General features: G+C 59.5%; 20 protein-coding genes. 13 read left to right on the top strand and 7 right to left on the bottom strand.

Features of this window, described 5'->3' with window-relative positions:
* Positions 1 to 117: 117 nt before the first annotated feature.
* The gene (locus tag AC1DVF_RS09490; protein ID WP_093435390.1) at positions 118 to 1,584 is read left to right on the top strand and encodes a purine-cytosine permease family protein; all 1,467 of its coding nucleotides are present in this window, start codon (positions 118 to 120) and stop codon (positions 1,582 to 1,584) included.
* Positions 1,577 to 2,506, top strand: a complete 930-nt coding sequence (locus AC1DVF_RS09485) for a PfkB family carbohydrate kinase (protein WP_460129777.1) — start codon at positions 1,577 to 1,579, stop codon at positions 2,504 to 2,506. Before AC1DVF_RS09490 ends, AC1DVF_RS09485 begins: the two co-directional genes overlap by 8 nt.
* A gap of 107 nt (positions 2,507 to 2,613) precedes the next feature.
* Here AC1DVF_RS09485 and AC1DVF_RS09480 read toward each other — a convergent pair whose 3' ends face one another.
* From AC1DVF_RS09480 to AC1DVF_RS09460, 5 genes are all read right to left on the bottom strand, one after another.
* Positions 2,614 to 2,994 carry a Rho termination factor N-terminal domain-containing protein gene (locus tag AC1DVF_RS09480; protein WP_460129774.1) on the bottom strand — a complete coding sequence of 127 codons (381 nt, stop codon included), beginning with the start codon at positions 2,992 to 2,994 and terminating at the stop codon, positions 2,614 to 2,616.
* 63 nt (positions 2,995 to 3,057) lie between these two features.
* The gene (locus tag AC1DVF_RS09475) at positions 3,058 to 3,315 is read right to left on the bottom strand and encodes a hypothetical protein (RefSeq protein WP_016986009.1); all 258 of its coding nucleotides are present in this window, start codon (positions 3,313 to 3,315) and stop codon (positions 3,058 to 3,060) included.
* Between the two features lie 44 nt (positions 3,316 to 3,359).
* Complete coding sequence (locus AC1DVF_RS09470) at positions 3,360 to 3,701, bottom strand: hypothetical protein (RefSeq protein WP_008085503.1); 342 nt, start codon at positions 3,699 to 3,701, stop codon at positions 3,360 to 3,362.
* An 82-nt stretch (positions 3,702 to 3,783) separates the two neighbouring features.
* Positions 3,784 to 4,980 (bottom strand): MFS transporter, encoded by a 1,197-nt coding sequence (locus AC1DVF_RS09465; RefSeq protein WP_477782370.1) that lies wholly within the window; start codon positions 4,978 to 4,980, stop codon positions 3,784 to 3,786.
* A gap of 109 nt (positions 4,981 to 5,089) precedes the next feature.
* Entirely contained in the window at positions 5,090 to 5,743 is a 654-nt protein-coding gene (locus tag AC1DVF_RS09460; RefSeq protein ID WP_477782369.1) for an HD domain-containing protein, read from the bottom strand.
* Positions 5,744 to 5,971: 228 nt separating this feature from the next.
* Here AC1DVF_RS09460 and AC1DVF_RS09455 point away from each other — a divergent pair, with 228 nt between their 5' ends.
* From AC1DVF_RS09455 to AC1DVF_RS09410, 10 genes are all read left to right on the top strand, one after another.
* Complete coding sequence (locus AC1DVF_RS09455) at positions 5,972 to 6,451, top strand: GNAT family N-acetyltransferase (RefSeq protein WP_093435380.1); 480 nt, start codon at positions 5,972 to 5,974, stop codon at positions 6,449 to 6,451.
* Positions 6,452 to 6,610: 159 nt separating this feature from the next.
* Complete coding sequence (locus tag AC1DVF_RS09450) at positions 6,611 to 7,273, top strand: hypothetical protein (protein ID WP_477782368.1); 663 nt, start codon at positions 6,611 to 6,613, stop codon at positions 7,271 to 7,273.
* Positions 7,270 to 7,764 (top strand): PAAR domain-containing protein, encoded by a 495-nt coding sequence (locus tag AC1DVF_RS09445; RefSeq protein WP_093435374.1) that lies wholly within the window; start codon positions 7,270 to 7,272, stop codon positions 7,762 to 7,764. Before AC1DVF_RS09450 ends, AC1DVF_RS09445 begins: the two co-directional genes overlap by 4 nt.
* 5 nt (positions 7,765 to 7,769) lie before the next feature.
* Complete coding sequence (locus tag AC1DVF_RS09440) at positions 7,770 to 8,498, top strand: alpha/beta hydrolase family protein (protein WP_186620494.1); 729 nt, start codon at positions 7,770 to 7,772, stop codon at positions 8,496 to 8,498.
* A gap of 1 nt (position 8,499) precedes the next feature.
* Entirely contained in the window at positions 8,500 to 9,021 is a 522-nt protein-coding gene (locus tag AC1DVF_RS09435) for a hypothetical protein (RefSeq protein ID WP_093435370.1), read from the top strand.
* Between the two features lie 154 nt (positions 9,022 to 9,175).
* A complete protein-coding gene (locus AC1DVF_RS09430) occupies positions 9,176 to 10,165 on the top strand; it encodes a 2-dehydro-3-deoxygalactonokinase (protein ID WP_477782367.1) in 990 nt (329 codons plus the stop codon).
* 19 nt (positions 10,166 to 10,184) lie between these two features.
* Entirely contained in the window at positions 10,185 to 10,805 is a 621-nt protein-coding gene (locus AC1DVF_RS09425; protein ID WP_460091878.1) for a 2-dehydro-3-deoxy-6-phosphogalactonate aldolase, read from the top strand.
* Between the two features lie 61 nt (positions 10,806 to 10,866).
* Entirely contained in the window at positions 10,867 to 12,015 is a 1,149-nt protein-coding gene (gene dgoD, locus AC1DVF_RS09420; RefSeq protein WP_095112897.1) for a galactonate dehydratase, read from the top strand.
* 174 nt (positions 12,016 to 12,189) lie between these two features.
* A complete protein-coding gene (locus AC1DVF_RS09415; protein WP_116256287.1) occupies positions 12,190 to 13,500 on the top strand; it encodes an MFS transporter in 1,311 nt (436 codons plus the stop codon).
* A gap of 61 nt (positions 13,501 to 13,561) precedes the next feature.
* Positions 13,562 to 14,365 carry an IclR family transcriptional regulator gene (locus tag AC1DVF_RS09410; RefSeq protein WP_477782387.1) on the top strand — a complete coding sequence of 268 codons (804 nt, stop codon included), beginning with the start codon at positions 13,562 to 13,564 and terminating at the stop codon, positions 14,363 to 14,365.
* On the opposite strand, the gene AC1DVF_RS09405 is transcribed toward AC1DVF_RS09410, so the two are convergent.
* On the bottom strand, positions 14,362 to 15,414 hold the full coding sequence (locus AC1DVF_RS09405) for an NAD(P)-dependent alcohol dehydrogenase (RefSeq protein WP_477782366.1): 1,053 nt from the start codon (positions 15,412 to 15,414) through the stop codon (positions 14,362 to 14,364). The genes AC1DVF_RS09410 and AC1DVF_RS09405 overlap by 4 nt on opposite strands.
* Positions 15,415 to 15,606: 192 nt before the next feature.
* Between AC1DVF_RS09405 and AC1DVF_RS09400 the strand changes: the two genes are divergently transcribed.
* A complete protein-coding gene (locus AC1DVF_RS09400) occupies positions 15,607 to 16,497 on the top strand; it encodes an AraC family transcriptional regulator (RefSeq protein WP_099756894.1) in 891 nt (296 codons plus the stop codon).
* Between the two features lie 184 nt (positions 16,498 to 16,681).
* Here the strand turns inward: AC1DVF_RS09400 and AC1DVF_RS09395 are convergent, their stop codons facing one another.
* A complete protein-coding gene (locus tag AC1DVF_RS09395) occupies positions 16,682 to 18,346 on the bottom strand; it encodes an electron transfer flavoprotein-ubiquinone oxidoreductase (RefSeq protein WP_016985998.1) in 1,665 nt (554 codons plus the stop codon).
* Positions 18,347 to 18,508 lie beyond the last annotated feature (162 nt).

Raw genomic sequence — 18,508 nt, 5'->3', positions numbered from 1 at the left:
GCGAATTTCGAATTTTTAACCCGCAATGGATCGCGCAGACAGGCCGAGGACGGCCGCGATGTCTTGTCGTTTTGCATCATTGCCACAACCACAAAAAAGGCAAACAGGAGCATCTTCATGAGTTCATCAAACGCCGGGCAGAGCGCCGGGCAACTGGAAACCCGCGGCATCGAACCGGTGCCGGAAGCCGAGTGCAACGGCCATCCGCTGCAACTGTTCTGGGTCTGGTTCGCCGCCAACATTTCCATCCTCGGTCTGCCGCTGGGCGCCACGCTGGTGGCGTTTCGCGGGCTGGCGATCTGGCAGGCGATCATCGTCGCAATCATCGGCGCTGCCGGTTCGTTCGCGGTGGTCGGGATCATCTCGATTGCCGGTCGACGTGGCCGCGCACCGAGCCTGACCTTGTCGCGAGCGATCTTCGGCGTGCGCGGCAATATCGGCCCGACGCTGGTCTCGCTGATGTCGCGCCTGGGTTGGGAAACGGTCAACACCACCACCGCTGCATTTGTGCTGTTGTCGCTGTGCTCGATCCTGTTCGGCTCGCCAGTGGAAGCGAAAAGTGCGCCGATACTGACGTTGATCTTTATCGCGATTTTCGTCCTGCTGACTTTGTCAGTGTCCGGCCTCGGCCACGCGACCTTGCTGGTGATCCAGAAGTGGGCGACCTACGTGTTCGGCGCGCTGAATCTTCTGGTCGGCGGTTTCCTCTGCGCGACCATCGACTGGAGCGCGGTGTTCAATGCCACGCCCGCGCCGATGAGTGCAATGATCATCGGTATCGGCACCATGGCCGCCGGTACCGGCATTGGTTGGGCCAACGCTGGCGCCGACATGTCGCGCTATCAGCATCGCAGCGTCAAGGCTGTGCGACTGGTGGCGTCTGCCGCGTTCGGTGCGGGCATTCCGCTGGTGCTGCTGATCACTCTTGGCGGTCTGCTGTCGGTGGGCAACAACGACCTCGCCTCGGCGACTGACCCGATTGTTGCAATCCGCGACATGCTGCCAACGTGGATGGCCGTGCCGTACCTGATCACGGCGTTCGGTGGCTTGTTGCTGTCGAACAATCTGTCGGTGTACTCCGCCGGTCTGACCACGCTGACCCTTGGCCTGAAGGTCAAACGCGTCTACGCGGTGGTGGTCGATATCGTCGCGATCTTCGCCGGCTCAATCTACTTCATGCTGATCGCCGACAGTTTCTACGGCCCGTTCATTACCTTTATTTCCCTGCTGGCGGTGCCGATCACCGCGTGGGTCGGGATCTTCGTCGTTGACCTGATTCACCGTCATTACTACAGCCCGAAAGACCTGCTCGACGTCAGCCCGAGCAGTGCCTACTGGTATCACGGCGGTATCGAGTGGCGTGCGTTTGGCGCGTGGGCGATTGCCATCGTCCTTGGCTTCAGTTTCACCACCATTGGCACTACCGCTGAAAACGTCTGGTTCAAAGGCTTTTTGTCCGACTCGTGGCTGGGCCACAACGGCCTCGGCTGGATCGTGACGTTCGTGGTGGCCGGTGGCATTTACTTTGTCCTCGGCGGGGCGAAAGACCGTCGCGCCGCGCAAACCGAGAATGCTCATGCCTAAGATGTTGCACACCGGCCAGGTCATCATCGACCTGGTCATGGCCGTGGATAAGCTGCCGCAGGTTGGCGGCGACGTGCTGGCGCAGTCGGCGGGTTTCGAAGCGGGCGGCGGTTTCAATGTGATGGCGGCGGCCGTGCGCAATCGCCTGCCGGTGGTTTATCTCGGCCGCCATGGCACTGGGCGTTTCGGTGATCTCGCGCGTGAGGCGATGAATGCCGAGGGGATTCACATCGGCATTCGCCAGCCTGCGCAGCGCGACACCGGGTTGTGTGTGGCGCTGACCGATGCGTCGGCGGAGCGCAGTTTCATTTCCTACATCGGCGCTGAAGGTGAGGTGACGGCGGAGGATCTGAACAGCGTTGCGGTCGAGGCGGGCGATTACGTTTATCTCAGTGGCTACAGCCTGTTGCACGAAGGCAAAGCGCAGGCGTTGCTCGACTGGACATTGGCGTTACCGGAGTCGATCAACGTGGTGTTCGATCCGGGCCCGTTGGTGGAATCGCCGGACTCGCCGCTGATGCAGGCGTTGCTGCCGCGAATCGATGTGTGGACCAGCAACAGTGTTGAGGCGTTGCGCTTTACCGGGGCTGAGGACATTGGCGCAGCGCTGGATCGCCTCGCTGAGTACCTGCCCAAAGAGGTGCTGATGGTGGTGCGTGACGGGCCGCAGGGTTGCTGGATTCATCAGCGCGATGAGTGTCGGCATGTGCCCGGGTTTGCGGTTAAAGCGGTAGACAGCAATGGCGCCGGTGATGCCCATGCCGGGGTGTTCATTGCCGGATTGGCGCAGGGGTTGTCAGCGCATGAAGCGGCGCGGCGGGCGAACGCGGCAGCGGCTATTGCGGTGACGCGCTGGGGGCCGGCGACTTCGCCGGGAGCGGCAGAGGTGGATGCGTTTATCATTGATTCCGGCGGCGCATGATCCACCGCTTTCGCGAGCAGGCTCGCTCCCACAGGGGAAGTGTGAACGACATCGATCCAGTGTGGGAGCGAGCCTGCTCGCGAAGGGGCCGTCAATCTCACTCAATGTCAGCTGGCCTTGCGCAACGCCTCAATCAGCTCCTGCTTACGCATCGATGATCGTCCGGGAATCTGCTTCGCTCGAGCCTCTTTCATCAAGCTATCGACTGTCTGCTTATCCTTCGACGCCTTGCTGTTACGCGAATGCCCTTTACGACTGGCCACCGCACGCCGCGATGACTCTTTGCGATCTTCAGACTTTGCACTCGGCGGTTTCTTGCGTCCCGAACCGCCAGCCTTTTCGCCGCCGCCCGATTGCTTGTTGACCGTCGCCCAGGCGCGCGCCTCAGCCGCATCCTTCGACAGGCCTTTTTTCTCATAGCTATCTTCGATGTGCTCGGCTTTGCGCTTCTGTTCAGCGCTGTATTTGTCTTTGCTTCCACGAGGCATGGGACTTCTCCTCTTGTGTGCAGGTTCGACCGCTCGCCGCATCGGCAGCGAGCGACCTCAGGGCTACTGCAGATCCAGCTTGCGCGCCGCTTCAACGCCAGCCGCACTGAGCTTGATCGGCAGGTTCAACGAATGTTCGCCAGCCTCGTTGCAGGTCACATGCCCGTGGTGAATCAGTCCACGATCCTGCAAAGCGGCGAGGGCGCTGGCCACGACCTTCTCGCCCCGGTAATTGTCCAGCACCTCCTTGCCCAGTCCACTCGGATGGGCGTGCAGCAGGCGGGTGAGGACTTCTTTTTCCAGGTTTTTATCGACGTTCATGGTTACCTCTTCATTGGATTGAACAGGACGCTCGCGTCGGCGAACTACTGACCGGAGCCTTCGGAACCGGAGCCACCGGTGGTGGTTTTCGAGCCGATGCCGGGGCCCGCATTGTCTGGCGTGGCGGGGGCGTCGGGGGTGTTCATGCCGCCCTGCCGGCCCGGGTCGCTGCCCTGAGTGCGCGGGTCGGTGCCGGTGGCGGGAGGCTGATTGATCAAGGGCACTCCCGAGCCATCGGTATTCATACCGGGAGCACTGTTGATGGCGGGGGCGCGTGGCGGAGTCGGATCGGTAGGGCCGGTGCCCGCAGCGGTGGCGGATGCGGCGAAAACCGCAGGACAGAGCAGGGCGCTGAATACGAAAGCGGTCAACCTTGACGGGATCATAGGGCTTCTCCAGTGATTGGAATCCTTACCTGTTGTTGGTCTGCCCAGTGATCGGATTGGTGCCTGATCAGCGACGAACGGTCTAGGTTGCCTGCGCGGCTTTCAGACTGATCCGCCGCCAGAGCAAGCGGCCAAGGGTAATCAGCCAGTTGGCCAACGCGACGATCAAGACCGTCAAAAGCAGTGTGCTCATGCCGTGCTCAACGATGGTTTTCCCGGCCAATAGCGGGAAACCAAACACGCCGATGAAGTACGAAAGACTGAACAGCAACAAGGCCTGCGATGTAGTACCGGCCGGTGCTTCGTTGGCCGCCAGGCCGTTGATCACCGAATAGGTCAGGCCATAACCGACGCCGAGCGTCAGCGCCGCTAACAGATAGCTGAATCCGCTGTGCACACCGAACGCGAACAGCACAATCGAACCCAGCATCAGCCCCGACAGCAGGCACGACGCGCGCAAAGGATCACGCTTGACGACATATCCGGCGATCAACATCCGACTGCTGATTGCCGCGCTCATGAAGCCGAGAAAAAATAACGAATAATCCAGCGAGCGGGCGGCGGCATAGCTGGTCTGAAAGCTCGACAATCCAACGAATACGCAACCGCCGAGACCAACCATGATGATCGGAAACAGCGCACGCGAGCCGAGCACTTGAGTGGTCGCTTGCCAGCTGATTTTTGCCGCTGTCGGGGTCTGCGTGCTTTTCAAACGAGCACCCAGCTGCCAGAACAGCAGCACCCCGATCAGGCTTGCCAGCGCCGCCAGATAAAACGCCGAGGTCACTGGCAAGCCCAGCGCACTCGCTGCCCGTCCGAGTAAAGGGCCGCTTCCGATCCCGGTCATCATGCTGCCCGACAGCAGCGCGAAGTACTTGGCGCGCTGCGCCGGGGTCACCAGACTGGCGACGATGATCGGCCCCAAGGTATAGAAAACGCCCCAGCCCAAACCCAGCAGCAAACCGAAAACCAATAACAGATGACCAAACCCTGGCGTCAGCGCAAAGCCCAGACTCGCTGCTACCAGCAACAGACCAAACAGGGCAATCGAACGCGCCGCACCGAGCCAGTCCGACAGATGCCCGGACACCAGCACTGCGACAAACGTACTGAGCATCGCCGCCGAAATCACGCTGCCGGCATCGTGCTCATTGCCGCCGCGAGAACTGATCAACAGTGACAATAAAAACGTCGAGCCGTAAGACAGCGACAGCAGATAACTGGCGAGGCAGAACAGGCCGAACAACTTGCCTGAAACCTTGGGTGTTACTTGCGACATGAAGTGAATCCTTAAGCGGAAAAATTCAGCGTCATCTGTTTAACACGTCAGGCAGGCGGCTTAGGTCTGAGCTTGGCGAAGTCAGGATCACTGCACGCCGGAGTAATGCTCAAGCGAGGCCGATCTCTTCCTTGAACTGCTCCATGAATCCCTTCAGGCGCAGATGACGGACCTGCGCAAGACGCTGGCCGGCGGTGGTCTGGAAACCGTCGGCGAGGTGCAGCAGTTTGGTCTGGAAATGATCGAGGCAAAAACGCGTGTCATCGTAATCGCGTTGTTTCGCTTCGGGATCCTGCGGGTCGTAGAGCGCCGAACCCATGCGCCCCGCGATGTAGAAAGTGCGGGCGACGCCGAGCATGCCGAGTGAGTCGAGCCGATCGGCGTCCTGGACGATTTTCGCTTCGAGGGTGAGCGGGGTGATGTTGGCGGAGAAACTGTGGGCTTTGATGGCGTGGGCGACGGCGGCGATTTTTTCTTCGGACCAGTTCAGATCGGCAAGCACTGACGAAGCTTTATCTGCCGCCAGCCGCGAAGCCTGCGAACGCAGTGGCGAGTTCTTCTCGACGGCGACGCAGTCGTGCAAGAGCACGGCGGCCAACAACACCTCAAGATCGCCGCCTTCTTCTGCTTGCAGCGTACGCACGTTATGCCAGACCCGCTGCAGGTGAGCGAGGTCGTGAGCGCCGTCGTCTGATGGCTCGAGGGCGTGGGGCAACAGGGCTACTGCGAGTGCCTCTACGGGGGTAAAAAACGCTGGGTTCATGAGCATCCTTTCAGATTGTCGAAGTCCCTGTGGGAGCGAGCTTGCTCGCGAAGGCGTCCTTACAGTCACTTGCATTGTTGAATGACAGAATGCTTTCGCGAGCAGGCTCACTCCCACAGGGAACTGCAGTGTTTGCAACATTGCGCAGGGTAGTGTGTGTTTTGCCATGTGACGAGCGCCGCTCACCACCTTAGTATGGCGTTTTCCTTTTTCCGACAAGGCCCGTCCATGACGATCGAAATCCGCCCGGCGACCCCCAGCGATGCCCCGCAAATCCTCGCCTTCATCACTGAACTCGCCGATTTCGAAAAGGCCCGTCACGAAGTCATCGCCAGCGTTGCCGACATCGAACGCAGCCTGTTCAGCGAAGGCGCCACCGCCCACGGCCTGATCTGCCTACGCGATGGTTTGCCAATCGGTTTCGCGGTGTTCTTCTTCAGCTATTCGACCTGGCTCGGCAGCAACTGCCTGTACCTCGAAGACCTCTACATCACCCCCGAACAACGCGGCGGCGGTGCTGGCAAAACCTTGTTGCGTCACTTGGCGAAAATCGCCTGCGATAACGACTGCGGCCGCTTCGAATGGAGCGTGCTCGACTGGAACACGCCGGCCATCGAATTCTACAAATCCCTCGGCGCACAACCCCAGGAAGAGTGGGTGCGCTACCGCATGGATGGCCAGGTCCTGCGTGAGTTTGCCGAGGGCTGATCACAATGATGGCATTGCGGTGCTAATTCGATTGTCGCCAACGCTCTAGTCCGGCATTCTACGCGCCATTTTTGCGCGCTCACGGACGACACCTGCAATGCCTCTGGCACAATTTCTCCACGCCCGTGGAGCCATCGCTGCGTCAATGAGTGACCAGCGATGAGCGGACTACGGGCGACAATGCGTCTGTATGGCCTGGTGAAAAACTCAGGCTCAAGCGACAACCCCAAGCGGCAACCGGTCGACATTCTCTGCATGACAAACCGCACGGGCGGCAGCGCGATTCGCGCGTTCGTGTCACGCCTTGATGCCGAGTTGATGACCCGCAGCGCCGGGCTCGCCGAGTACCGCGTGATACCGCTGCGCACCTTCGATCCGACGGCGTTTATCGACGCCCATCAAGGCTGGCTGATGCTGCACATTTGCTGTGGTTTCGTCGCCCCTGCCGGGCATTCGCTGCTCAAGGACGGCGGGTTGATGCCGATGGGCTGGTACGTCTATTCCGAGATCGGCCAGTGGACGGCCCAGCATCATCTCGACCTCGGCGCACAAATGGCCGAACTGCTGCAATCGACTTACGAGCGTAATCACCTGCGCAACTACAACGCCTGGCTCAACGAACTCGACGACGCCTCGCCGGCCGAACTGGCATGGCAGGTAGACGAAGCCTGGCAGCATCTGCAATTCGCTACACCCCCCGACAGCCGTGAACATTGCCACGCCCTGTTCGACCCCGTCGACAACCGCTGGCGCTTCGCCGCGACCGACATCGATATTCATCAGCCGCACCCGGAACCCCTGAAGCAAGGAGCTTTGAATTGAGTGGTAAACCCGCTGCACGCGTCACCGACCCGACCGCCTGCCCATTGCCAGGGCATGGCACCAACCCGATTGCCTCCGGCTCGCCGAACGTCTTCTTCGACGGCCTCGCCGCCGCGCGCATGACCGATAAATCGGCGTGTGGCAGTCCGATTACCGGAGCCGTTTCCGGCACCGTTTTTATCAACGGCTTGAATGCCGCCACGCTCGACAGTACCGGAGGCCACGGCAATGTCGTGGTGGGTGGCTCGGGGACGGTGATTATCGGCCAGAGTGGCGGAGGGGCAGCGTTTAGTGGGCTGTTGCCGATGCCGGTGCATTTTACGGACAGGTTGCAAGTGGTGAATGAAGCAACTGGCGAGCCGGTGCCCGATCATCCCTATGTGATTCAACGGGGCGATGGCAGCATGGAACACGGAATCACCAATGAGCAGGGCTTTACTCATATGGTCAGCTCGCATTTGGCCGAAACAATCAAACTGTTTGTAGAGTGATCGAAATGGAAGTCGCAAACCCTGCACTCAAAGATTGCAAAAACGAGGTGGTGAGTCACGAGTTGACTTGCAAAACCGATCAGACTGTAAAAACCGTGGCAATCAAAATCAAAAAAATCGTCGTGTTTTTCATTGGCGGGGCTGGAGACAAGGAGCCGTATTATCAAGATCAACCACCTCACGGTAACGTAACCAGTGCGCAGGTTTTATTGCCTAAAAAATTCAGCGACGCGCAAATTGGAAAAATAAAGTCGGTGTACCTTAGTTATAAGGATGTGCGCGGCAAGAAAGACATAGAAAAGTATGTGCTGAGTTATCTGAAAGGTGATAAATCAATTTATATAAGTATCGTCGGTCACAGTCTTGGAGGATGGAACGGCGCTCATCTGGCAGCCATACTCAAAGAACAGGGATTTACGGTGAAGTCCTTGGTCACGCTTGATCCTGTGGGCGGCGGACTGGGTGTCTGGCTGATTTCAGACATTTACGCCACCACCCCGAAGCCTGGTGCAGAGTACTGGATCAATATATTGGCTGCACCGGCGAAACCCAATCAGTCCGATGATGTCGCCGAGATGGGAGAACGCTGGGTTATGAGCTCGGGTCCTGATATCAATAAAGCGGTAGACACCAACCACGAAGATGCAGGCGTAATGTTCAAGGCGAGGATTCTTGGCGAACAGTCCGCATGTGATCTCATCGCTGAAAAAATGATCAAATACCTGGAGTCTTGACATGCGAGTGTTGCTTGCAGTTCTAGTTCTTTGTTTGTGTGCTTCGTGCGCAAAAAGAGTGCCATTACCAGAGACCGAAATTGAATTTGTTTCTGTTACCAAGCCTGGAGACAGTGCTCTTCTGGATGTTCGCTTCAGTTCAATGACTGATCTGTTGCGATTCTTCGAGATCAATGCCGGCCAACATCAGGTCGGCAATGCCTTGATCTGTTCATTGGATGAGAGTGGCTTCTTCGAAACAAAACAGGACCTGACCCGGTATCTCGAAGGGGAGGTCGTCGCGGTATTAAATGAATCTGCTGCGGGGCCATATGTGTATTCGGCTGAGGTCTCTGCGGTGCATACACCGGACGGTGGAACGCTGAGTACGTACTTCAATAAAAAACAACTGTTGATGGTATTGAGCGCGCGTCAGGTCGTGGCATGTAAGTTCAGGACAGCTGCCTACGCTTACGGTCCGTATTACTCAAAATCGATGAATATTCCTGCCAGTGTTTTCGTTCAGGCGATAGAGCGTCAGTAGTGATATTGATAACGGTGAATCACGGATCTGTTCGAGGAGGGTGGGTAGATGTAATTATCCCAAAATATGGGATGCAAAATTACATATTGAGATTTACCGTCTGAGAGGTCTATAGTCCGTCGCACTCACTGCCAAAAACAAAACAGGTGAAGCGATGCTGGCGCAATTGATCGCGCTCGACTGGGGGACGACCTCATTACGTGCTTACAAACTCGCGGCGGGCGGCGTGGTGCTGGAGCAGCGCGCGCTGTCGTCCGGGATCATGCAGTTGCCCAAGACCCCGCGAATCATCAACGGTCGCGAATGCGCCGATGGTTTTGAACTGGCGTTCGACGAGGCGTGCGGCGACTGGCTCGATGCGCAGCCGGATCTGCCGGTGATTGCCTGCGGCATGGTTGGCAGCGCACAGGGCTGGCGTGAAGCGGCCTACTGCGAGACGCCGGCGAACGTCGCCAATCTCGGAAACTCCCTACAAACAATTGTCAGCCTGCGCGGCACCCGCGTGCATATCGTGCCGGGTGTGATTCAGCGTTCGCGCCTGCCGAATGTGATGCGCGGCGAAGAAACCCAGGTGCTTGGCGTGCTGCAGAATCTGCCGATTGAGGCGGGTGCTGATCTGTTGATCGGCCTGCCGGGCAGCCACTCGAAATGGGTGGATGTGGTCGATGGCTGCATCACTCACTTCGACACGTTTATGACCGGTGAAGTGTTCGCCGTGCTCAGTGAACACAGCATTCTCGGTCGTACCCTGAAGCAAGGTGCGACGTTCGATGCTTTGGCGTTTGACCGTGGTGTGCAGGTTGCTCTGTCGGCGGACGGCGAACTCGGCGTGCTGTCGACGTTGTTCAGCGCCCGTACCCTGGGCTTGACCGGCGAACTCAGCCCGACCGAGCAGGCCGATTATCTGTCCGGCCTGATGATCGGCCATGAGCTGGCGGCGCTCGCCACGGTTCAGCGACGTCGTCGCAACAACACGAATCTTCCTTCGATCATCCTCATCGGCAACGCGCAGCTCTGTGCGCGCTACAGCCGCGCCCTCGATGCCTGCGGTTTCGCCAACGTGACGCTGGCCGAGCAGGCCACCGAGCGTGGTCTGTGGCAACTGGCGCAGGCCGCCGGACTGATCGATTCCTCATCCCGTTAACCCTGACTGGAGGCCTGACATGCTCAAGCAAGCACTGGCGCAAAACGGTCTGATCGCGATCCTGCGGGGCCTGCATCCGCAGGAAGCCGCCGCTGTCGGAGAAGTCCTGTATGCCGCCGGATTTCGCGTCATCGAAGTACCGCTCAATTCCCCTTCGCCGTACGAAAGTATCCGCATCCTGCGTAAGGCCCTGCCCGCCGATTGCCTGATCGGTGCCGGCACGGTGTTGACCCCGGCACAGGTCGAGCTGGTGAAAGAAGCCGGCGGCCAAGTGATTGTCATGCCGCACAGTGACGCCAAGGTCTTGCGTGCGGCGAAAGCGGCGGGGCTGTTTCTGTCGCCGGGTGTCGCCACGCCGACCGAGGCTTTCGCGGCACTGGAGGAGGGCGCGGACATTCTCAAGATGTTTCCGGCAGAGCAGATGGGCCCGGCGGTCGTCAAAGCCTGGCTCGCAGTGTTGCCGACGGGAACAGTACTGGCGCCGGTCGGCGGCATCACCCCGGACAATATGCAGGCGTTTATCGATGCCGGTGTAAAAGGTTTCGGCCTCGGTTCCGGACTGTTCAAACCGGGCATGACGCCGGAGCAAGTGGCGCTGAACGCCAAGGCCTACGTGGCTGCGTGGAAGGCCCTTCGCTAAGACTTTTTGGCGCTGTGTGCGCTGCATCTATAAGAGCTGCATTTACAAAAAGAGAGCAGAGATGAAAATCACCAAACTCACCACCTTCATCGTCCCGCCGCGCTGGTGCTTCCTCAAGGTCGAAACCGACGAAGGCGTGACCGGTTGGGGCGAACCCGTGGTTGAAGGGCGCGCGCATACCGTCGCGGCTGCCGTTGAAGAATTGTCCGATTACCTGATCGGCAAAGACCCACGCAATATCGAAGATATCTGGACCGTGCTCTATCGCGGCGGTTTCTACCGTGGCGGCGCGATTCACATGAGTGCGCTGGCCGGTATCGATCAGGCGTTGTGGGACATCAAGGGCAAGGCGCTCGGGGTGTCGGTCAGCGATCTGCTCGGTGGCCAAGTGCGCGACAAGATTCGCGTGTATTCGTGGATCGGTGGCGACCGTCCGGCCGACACCGCGCGTGCGGCGAAAGAGGCGGTGAACCGTGGTTTTACTGCGGTGAAAATGAACGGCACCGAAGAGCTGCAATTTCTCGACACCTTCGAAAAAGTCGATCTGGCGCTGGCCAACGTCGCCGCCGTGCGTGATGCGGTCGGGCCGAACGTTGGCATCGGCGTCGACTTCCATGGCCGCGTGCACAAGCCGATGGCCAAGGTGCTGATGAAGGAACTTGATCCGTACAAACTGATGTTTATCGAAGAACCGGTGCTCAGCGAAAACTACGAAGCGCTGAAAGAGCTCGCGCCGTTGACCAGCACGCCGATTGCTCTGGGTGAGCGGCTGTTTTCGCGTTGGGACTTTAAACGCGTGTTGAGCGAAGGTTACGTCGACATCATCCAGCCGGATGCCTCCCACGCGGGCGGCATCACCGAAACCCGCAAGATCGCCAACATGGCCGAGGCCTACGACGTGGCACTGGCGCTGCACTGCCCGCTGGGGCCGATTGCGCTGGCGGCGTGTTTGCAATTGGACGCGGCTTGTTACAACGCGTTTATCCAGGAGCAAAGCCTGGGCATCCATTACAACGAGAGCAACGATTTGCTCGACTACGTGAAGGATCCACGGGTGTTCGATTACGACAAAGGCTTCGTGAAGATTCCGAACGGGCCGGGCTTGGGCATCGAGATCAACGAGGAATACGTGATCGAGCGTGCGGCCGTCGGGCATCGCTGGCGCAACCCGATCTGGCGCCATGCCGATGGCAGTTTTGCCGAGTGGTGAGTCGTCCCTGACACACCCGATGAGATCGTTCCCACGCTCTGCGTGGGAATGCCTCAATGGACGCTCTGCGTGCGCTTTTGGGACGCGGAGCGTCCCCGGCTGCATTCCCACGCGGAGCGTGGGAACGATCAGGCCTCAGGCCGACCTCAATAAACATAAAAAGAGGCTCTCCCCATGCAACCGCAAACCCTCACCGGGCAGGCGTCTTTAGTCACGCCTAGCCGCAAGCGGTTTTTCATCATGGTGTTGCTGTTTATCACCGTGGTCATCAACTACCTCGACCGCAGCAACCTGTCGATTGCCGCACCGGCGCTGACCAGTGAGCTGGGCATCGATCCGATTCACGTCGGTCTGATCTTTTCCGCATTCGGCTGGACCTACGCTGCCATGCAGATCCCCGGCGGCTGGCTGGTCGATCGTGTGCCGCCGCGCATTCTTTACAGCGTCGCGTTGCTGCTGTGGTCGCTGGCCACGGTGATGCTCGGTTTCGCGGCCAGCTTCATTGCGCTGTTCGTGTTGCGCATGGCGGTCGGTGCGCTGGAAGCGCCGGCTTATCCGATCAACAGTCGCGTGGTCACCACCTGGTTCCCCGAGCGCGAGCGTGCCACGGCCATCGGCTTCTACACCTCCGGACAATTTGTCGGCCTGGCATTTCTCACTCCGGTACTCGCTTGGCTGCAACATGAGTTCGGCTGGCACATGGTGTTCGTCGCCACCGGCGCCGTCGGCATCATTTGGGCGGCGATCTGGTACGCGGTCTATCGTGAGCCACGGGATTTCAAAGGCGCCAATGAAGCCGAAATCGACTTGATCCGCGAGGGCGGTGGTCTGGTCGATATTCAGCAAGAGTCCGCCAAGGTCAAAGCCAAATTCAGCTGGACCGATTTGGGCATCGTCTTGACCAAGCGCAAATTGTGGGGCATCTACCTCGGCCAGTTTTGCCTGAACTCGACGCTGTGGTTTTTCCTGACGTGGTTCCCGACCTATCTGGTGAAATATCGCGGCATGGACTTCATCAAGTCCGGCCTGCTGGCATCGCTGCCGTTTCTCGCTGCGTTCATTGGCGTGCTGTGCTCGGGATTCTTTTCCGACTTGCTGATCCGTCGCGGCTGCACGGTTGGTTTTGCGCGCAAGCTGCCGATCATTGGCGGGCTGCTGATTTCCACTTCGATCATTGGTGCCAATTTTGTTGAATCGACGCCGCTGGTGATTGCCTTTCTGGCGTTGGCATTTTTCGGCAACGGTCTGGCCTCGATCACCTGGTCGCTGGTGTCGACGCTGGCGCCGGCACGGTTGCTCGGGCTGACCGGCGGGGTGTTCAACTTCATCGGCAACCTGTCGGCGATCGCCACGCCGATCGTGATTGGCTTCCTTGCCAGCGGCGATTCGTTCGCGCCGGCGATCACCTACATCGCGGTGCTCGCCTTGGTCGGTGCGTTGTCCTATGTGCTGCTGGTCGGCAAGGTCGAGCGTATCGAGTTGTAGTGGTCTGCGTCGGGCGACCATAATGCCGCCCGTTCCCTCGCTCAACGGTAAAAGGCTGGATATGCAGGAAGACGCCCCGGAAAAAACCAAGGACGCCGCGCCCACCGGCACCCAGACGCTGTTGCGTGGCTTGGGTGTGGTGCAAGCGGTCGCCAGTGGCGCTCGCGATCTCAAGGAGATCGCCCGGCTGATCGGCACCACGCGCAGCACCACCCATCGTCTGGCCAGTTGCCTGGTGGATGAGCGCTATCTGCGCGTGGTGCCGCAAATCGGTTACCTGCTCGGACCGAAGCTGATCGAACTGGGTTTCCAGGCGCGTGAAGAGTTGCCGCTGGTGACCCTGGCCGGGCCGTATCTGGACGAGTTGTCGGCGCTGACTGGTGACACCGTGCACTTGGGCATTCGCGAAGGCGATGAAGTGTTGTATCTGCTGAAAAATCCGGGGCGCAACGGCCCGGAAATGCGTTCGCGGGTCGGCCATCGCATGCCGCTGGCGCGCACCGGTATCGGCAAGGCGTTGATGCTCGATGACTCGCCGAAAGATTGGCAGCGTCTCTACGACATCAGTCTGCCGGCAGGTGGGAAGAGTCAGTTCTGGCCGCAGCATCCTCAGCAGTCGTGGGAGCAGCTTGAGCAGCGCATGACCGAGTACGTCGCCGGTGGCTACGCCTTCGATCTGGAGGACAACGAACCGTCGATCCGCTGCGTGGCGGCGCCGATTCGTGATGCGAGTAAGGGCATCGTGGCGGCGATCAGTATCGCCAGCACCGTGCCGTACATGCCGCTGGAAAAAATGGCCGAGCTGATTCCTCTAATCAAAGGGGTCACAGCCCGGCTGTCGGCTGAGCTAGGCCTGAAGGTTTAAACCTTGAGCGTCGCCATGTCGATCACGAAGCGGTACTTCACGTCACCGGCAATCATCCGGGCGTAAGCCTCGTTGATCTGGCGGATGTCGAGCATTTCGATGTCGCAGGTGATGTTGTGCTCGGCGCAGAAGTCCAGGACTTCCTGGGTTTCGGCGACGCCACCGATCAACGAACCGGCCAAGATGCGGCGACCCAATACCAGTTTGGCGGCGTGTACCGGTGGATCGATCGGTTCGATCAGACCGACCAGAATGTGCACGCCGTCGAAGCGCAGGGTGTCGAGGTACGGGTTGAGGTCGTGCTGCACCGGAATGGTGTCGAGCAGGAAGTCGAACCGGCCTGCGGCGGCGGCCATCTGCTCGGCGTCGGTGGAAACGATCACGTGATCGGCGCCCTGACGACGACCTTCTTCAGCCTTGCTCGCCGAGCGGGTGAACAGCGTGACTTCGGCGCCCATGGCCTTTGCGAACTTGATGCCCATGTGGCCCAGACCGCCCATGCCGAGAATCCCGACCTTGTCGCCCGCTTTTACACCGTAGTGCTTGAACGGCGAGTAGGTGGTGATGCCGGCACAGAGAATCGGCGCGGCGCTGGCGAGTGCCAGTTTCTCCGGGATGCGCACGACGAAGTGTTCGCTGACGACGATGCTGTCCGAATAACCGCCCATGGTGTTGCTGCCGTCGACCCGGTCCGGGGTGGCATAGGTCATGGTCGGACCTTCGAGGCAATATTGCTCAAGGTTCGACTGGCAGGCTTCACAGGTGCGGCACGAGTCGACCATGCAGCCCACGCCGACCAGATCGCCTACTTTGTGTCGGGTGACGTTCGCACCGACGGCGGTGACTTTGCCGACGATCTCGTGGCCGGGCATCAGCGGGTAAACGGCGATACCCCATTCGTTGCGCGCCTGGTGGATGTCGGAGTGGCAGACGCCGCAATAGAGGATCTCGATCGCTACGTCGTCGGCGCGAGGGCTGCGGCGTTCGAATTTCATCGGGGCGAGGGGGGTGGTGGCCGATTGGGCGGCATAACCGATGGCGGTGTACATGTGAAACCTCGCAAAAGCAGGAACAAGTGAGGCGGCGCATTCTGGGCGCCGACTGTCGGTCCGGCCATGACGATTCCTCCGGGTCTCATGCCTAATCCTCCGGCATGCGGGTTTGATCGGTCGCATTGGCAAAAGGATCTGCGATGATGCTTTCATCCCTTATTTTCGTGATTTTTTGTGAAGAGCAATTCGATGCAGTTGACCCGTCATCTTGATGCCAATGCCCGGCTGGTTTCGCTTATTGAACCGCTGGCGCTGCGCGATGGTTACAGCCAGACCGGGCTGCCGGGTGTGCAGGTGTTGCGTGCCAGTTGCGACGTTGCCCGTGGCCCGCACATTTACGAACCGAGCCTGATGATCATCGCCCAGGGCAGCAAACTGGCGTTTCTCGGGCCGCGCACCATGGAGTACGGCGCCGGGCATTATCTGATTCAGGCGCTGCCGGTGCCGTTCGAATGCGAGACGTTTGCCTTGCCGGATGCGCCGTTGCTCGGTGTTTCGGTGGCGATCGACCGGGTCTTGCTCGGTGAGCTGGTGCTGGCCATGGGGCTGGCGCCGGGCCGGCATATCCCGGCGCAGACGCCGGAGTCGATGACCTCGGTGGTGCTCGACGATGCCATGCGCGGTTGCGTCGAGCGCTTGCTCAGTTGCCTGCACGATCCGCTGGAATGTCAGATTCTCGGGCCGGCGCGGGTAAGGGAGTTGTTGTTTGTCGCGTTGCGTGGGCCGCAGGCGGATGTGTTGCGGGCATTGGTCGAGCAGCAAGGGCAATTCGCGCGGGTGGCGGCGTCGATCAGTCATCTGCATGCGCATTACACCGAGCCGTTGAACGTTGAAACGCTGGCCGGTTGCGCGAACATGAGCGTGTCGACCTTTCATGAGCATTTCAAACGCAGCACGTTGTTGTCGCCGGTGCAGTATCTGAAGCGCCTGCGGTTACTGAAGGCGCAGACGTTGTTGGTCGCCGAAGGCCTGGGTGTGGCGCAGGTGGCGCATCGGGTGGGGTATCAGAGTACGTCGCAATTCAGCCGCGAGTACAAGCGCTACTTTGAGCGTAGTCCGGGTGACGAACGCGCTGCCTGATTAGACGATAATCCCCTGTGGGAGCGAGCCTGCTCGCGAATGCGGTGCATCAGTCGACATCATTTTTATATGACACACCGCTTTCGCGAGCAGGCTCGCTCCCACAGTTGTTTTGTGGTGTCAGAGGAATTTTGGGCAACAAAAAGGCCCCCGATTCGGGAGCCTTGATGTTCAGCGGTTCGACTTACATATTTGGGTAAGTCGGGCCGCCAGCGCCTTCCGGCGTGACCCAGGTGATGTTCTGCGAAGGGTCCTTGATGTCACAGGTCTTGCAGTGCACGCAGTTCTGCGCGTTGATCTGGAAGCGCTTCTCGCCGTCTTCCTTGGTGATCACTTCGTACACACCGGCCGGGCAGTAGCGCTGCGCCGGTTCGTCGTACAGCGGCAGGTTCTTGCTGATCGGGATGCTCGGGTCGGTCAGCTTCAGGTGGCACGGCTGCTCTTCTTCGTGGTTGGTACCGGAGATGAACACCGAGCTCAGTTTGTCGAAGCTGAGTTTGCCGTCGGGTTTCGGGTAGTCGATCTTTTTGCAGTCGGCGGCGAGCTTGAGGCAGGCGTAGTCCGGCTTGGTGTCGTGCAGGGTGAACGGCAGTTTGCCGCCGAAGATGTTCTGGTCCAGCCAGTTGAAACCGCCGCCAACGATGGCGCCGAACTTGTGGATCGCCGGGCCGAAGTTACGGCTGGCGAACAGTTCGTCGTAAAGCCAGCTCTTCTTGAACGCGTCGACGTAAGTGGTCAGCTCTTCAGTGCCGTCCTTTTCCGCGAACAGCGCGTCAGCCACGGATTCTGCGGCGAGCATGCCGGACTTCATCGCGGTGTGGCTGCCCTTGATCTTGGCGAAGTTCAGGGTGCCGAGGTCGCAGCCGATCAACGCGCCGCCCTTGAAGACCATTTTCGGCAGCGAGTTCAGGCCACCTTTGCAGATCGCGCGCGCGCCGTAGCTGATGCGCTTGCCGCCTTCCAGGTACTGCGCCAGCACCGGGTGATGCTTGAGGCGCTGGAACTCGTCGAACGGCGACAGGTAAGTGTTGCTGTAGGACAGGTCAACGATCAGACCAACCACCACCTGGTTGTTTTCCAGGTGATAGAGGAACGAGCCACCGGTGTTTTCGGTGCCCATGATGTCCAGCGGCCAACCGGCGGTGTGCACCACCAGGCCTGGCTGATGTTTGGCCGGGTCGATTTCCCAGATTTCTTTCAGGCCGATGCCGTAGTGCTGGGCGTCGGCATCGCTGTCGAGGTTGTAGCGCTTGATCAGTTGCTTGCCGATGTGGCCACGGCAGCCTTCGGCGAACAGCGTGTACTTGCCACGCAGTTCCATGCCCGGGGTGTACAAGCCTTCTTTCGGGTTGCCTTCGCGGTCGACGCCCAGATCACCAGTGATGATCCCGCGCACTACGCCTTGTTCGTCGATCAGTGCTTCCTGAGCGGCGAAACCCGGGTAGATTTCCACGCCGAGGTTCTCAGCCTGCTGGGCGAGCCAGCGGCACAGGTTGCCGAGGGAAATAATGTAGTTGCCTTCGTTGTGCATGGTCTTGGGCACAAAGAAGTCCGGAATTTTTTGCGCGTTTTCGGCGTTTTTCAGCACGAAAATATCGTCGCGGGTCACTGGCGTGTTCAGCGGTGCGCCGAGTTCTTTCCAGTCCGGGAACAGTTCGTTCAGAGCGCGTGGTTCGAACACGGCACCGGACAGGATGTGTGCGCCGACTTCGGAGCCTTTTTCGACCACGCAGACGCTGATTTCCTTACCGGCTTCGGCGGCCTTCTGCTTCAGACGGCAGGCGGCGGACAGGCCAGCGGGGCCGGCACCGACGATGACCACGTCGAATTCCATGTATTCGCGTTCCACAGGCTATCTCCTACTCAAGGCTCAACAGTTTTTTTTCTAATTTGGAGGTTTGATGTCGCATCCGCTATTCCTTTACGTTAACGTCAAGGGGGATATTGGAGACCGACCTTTCTCTCTAGGCGGCGCATTATATCTACACCACTCCGAGCGTCCAATACAAAC

The organism is Pseudomonas sp. P4_D7 (genome assembly GCF_056401755.1).
The sequence above is the reverse complement of the archived record's forward strand: the minus strand, read 5'-3'. Positions and strand labels throughout refer to the sequence as shown.

Bases quoted from the DNA above. Each gene is read 5' to 3' on its own strand.
- AC1DVF_RS09455 (WP_093435380.1), top strand. From the start codon at position 5,972: ATGACGATCGAAATCCGCCCGGCGACCCCCAGCGATGCCCCGCAAATC.
- AC1DVF_RS09400 (WP_099756894.1), top strand. From the start codon at position 15,607: ATGCAGTTGACCCGTCATCTTGATGCCAATGCCCGGCTGGTTTCGCTT.
- dgoD (WP_095112897.1), top strand. From the start codon at position 10,867: ATGAAAATCACCAAACTCACCACCTTCATCGTCCCGCCGCGCTGGTGC.
- AC1DVF_RS09435 (WP_093435370.1), top strand. From the start codon at position 8,500: ATGCGAGTGTTGCTTGCAGTTCTAGTTCTTTGTTTGTGTGCTTCGTGC.
- AC1DVF_RS09460 (WP_477782369.1), bottom strand. From the start codon at position 5,743: ATGAACCCAGCGTTTTTTACCCCCGTAGAGGCACTCGCAGTAGCCCTG.
- AC1DVF_RS09440 (WP_186620494.1), top strand. From the start codon at position 7,770: ATGGAAGTCGCAAACCCTGCACTCAAAGATTGCAAAAACGAGGTGGTG.
- AC1DVF_RS09425 (WP_460091878.1), top strand. From the start codon at position 10,185: ATGCTCAAGCAAGCACTGGCGCAAAACGGTCTGATCGCGATCCTGCGG.
- AC1DVF_RS09450 (WP_477782368.1), top strand. From the start codon at position 6,611: ATGAGCGGACTACGGGCGACAATGCGTCTGTATGGCCTGGTGAAAAAC.
- AC1DVF_RS09470 (WP_008085503.1), bottom strand. From the start codon at position 3,701: ATGATCCCGTCAAGGTTGACCGCTTTCGTATTCAGCGCCCTGCTCTGT.
- AC1DVF_RS09465 (WP_477782370.1), bottom strand. From the start codon at position 4,980: ATGTCGCAAGTAACACCCAAGGTTTCAGGCAAGTTGTTCGGCCTGTTC.
- AC1DVF_RS09430 (WP_477782367.1), top strand. From the start codon at position 9,176: ATGCTGGCGCAATTGATCGCGCTCGACTGGGGGACGACCTCATTACGT.
- AC1DVF_RS09415 (WP_116256287.1), top strand. From the start codon at position 12,190: ATGCAACCGCAAACCCTCACCGGGCAGGCGTCTTTAGTCACGCCTAGC.
- AC1DVF_RS09410 (WP_477782387.1), top strand. From the start codon at position 13,562: ATGCAGGAAGACGCCCCGGAAAAAACCAAGGACGCCGCGCCCACCGGC.
- AC1DVF_RS09485 (WP_460129777.1), top strand. From the start codon at position 1,577: ATGCCTAAGATGTTGCACACCGGCCAGGTCATCATCGACCTGGTCATG.
- AC1DVF_RS09475 (WP_016986009.1), bottom strand. From the start codon at position 3,315: ATGAACGTCGATAAAAACCTGGAAAAAGAAGTCCTCACCCGCCTGCTG.
- AC1DVF_RS09480 (WP_460129774.1), bottom strand. From the start codon at position 2,994: ATGCCTCGTGGAAGCAAAGACAAATACAGCGCTGAACAGAAGCGCAAA.
- AC1DVF_RS09405 (WP_477782366.1), bottom strand. From the start codon at position 15,414: ATGTACACCGCCATCGGTTATGCCGCCCAATCGGCCACCACCCCCCTC.
- AC1DVF_RS09490 (WP_093435390.1), top strand. From the start codon at position 118: ATGAGTTCATCAAACGCCGGGCAGAGCGCCGGGCAACTGGAAACCCGC.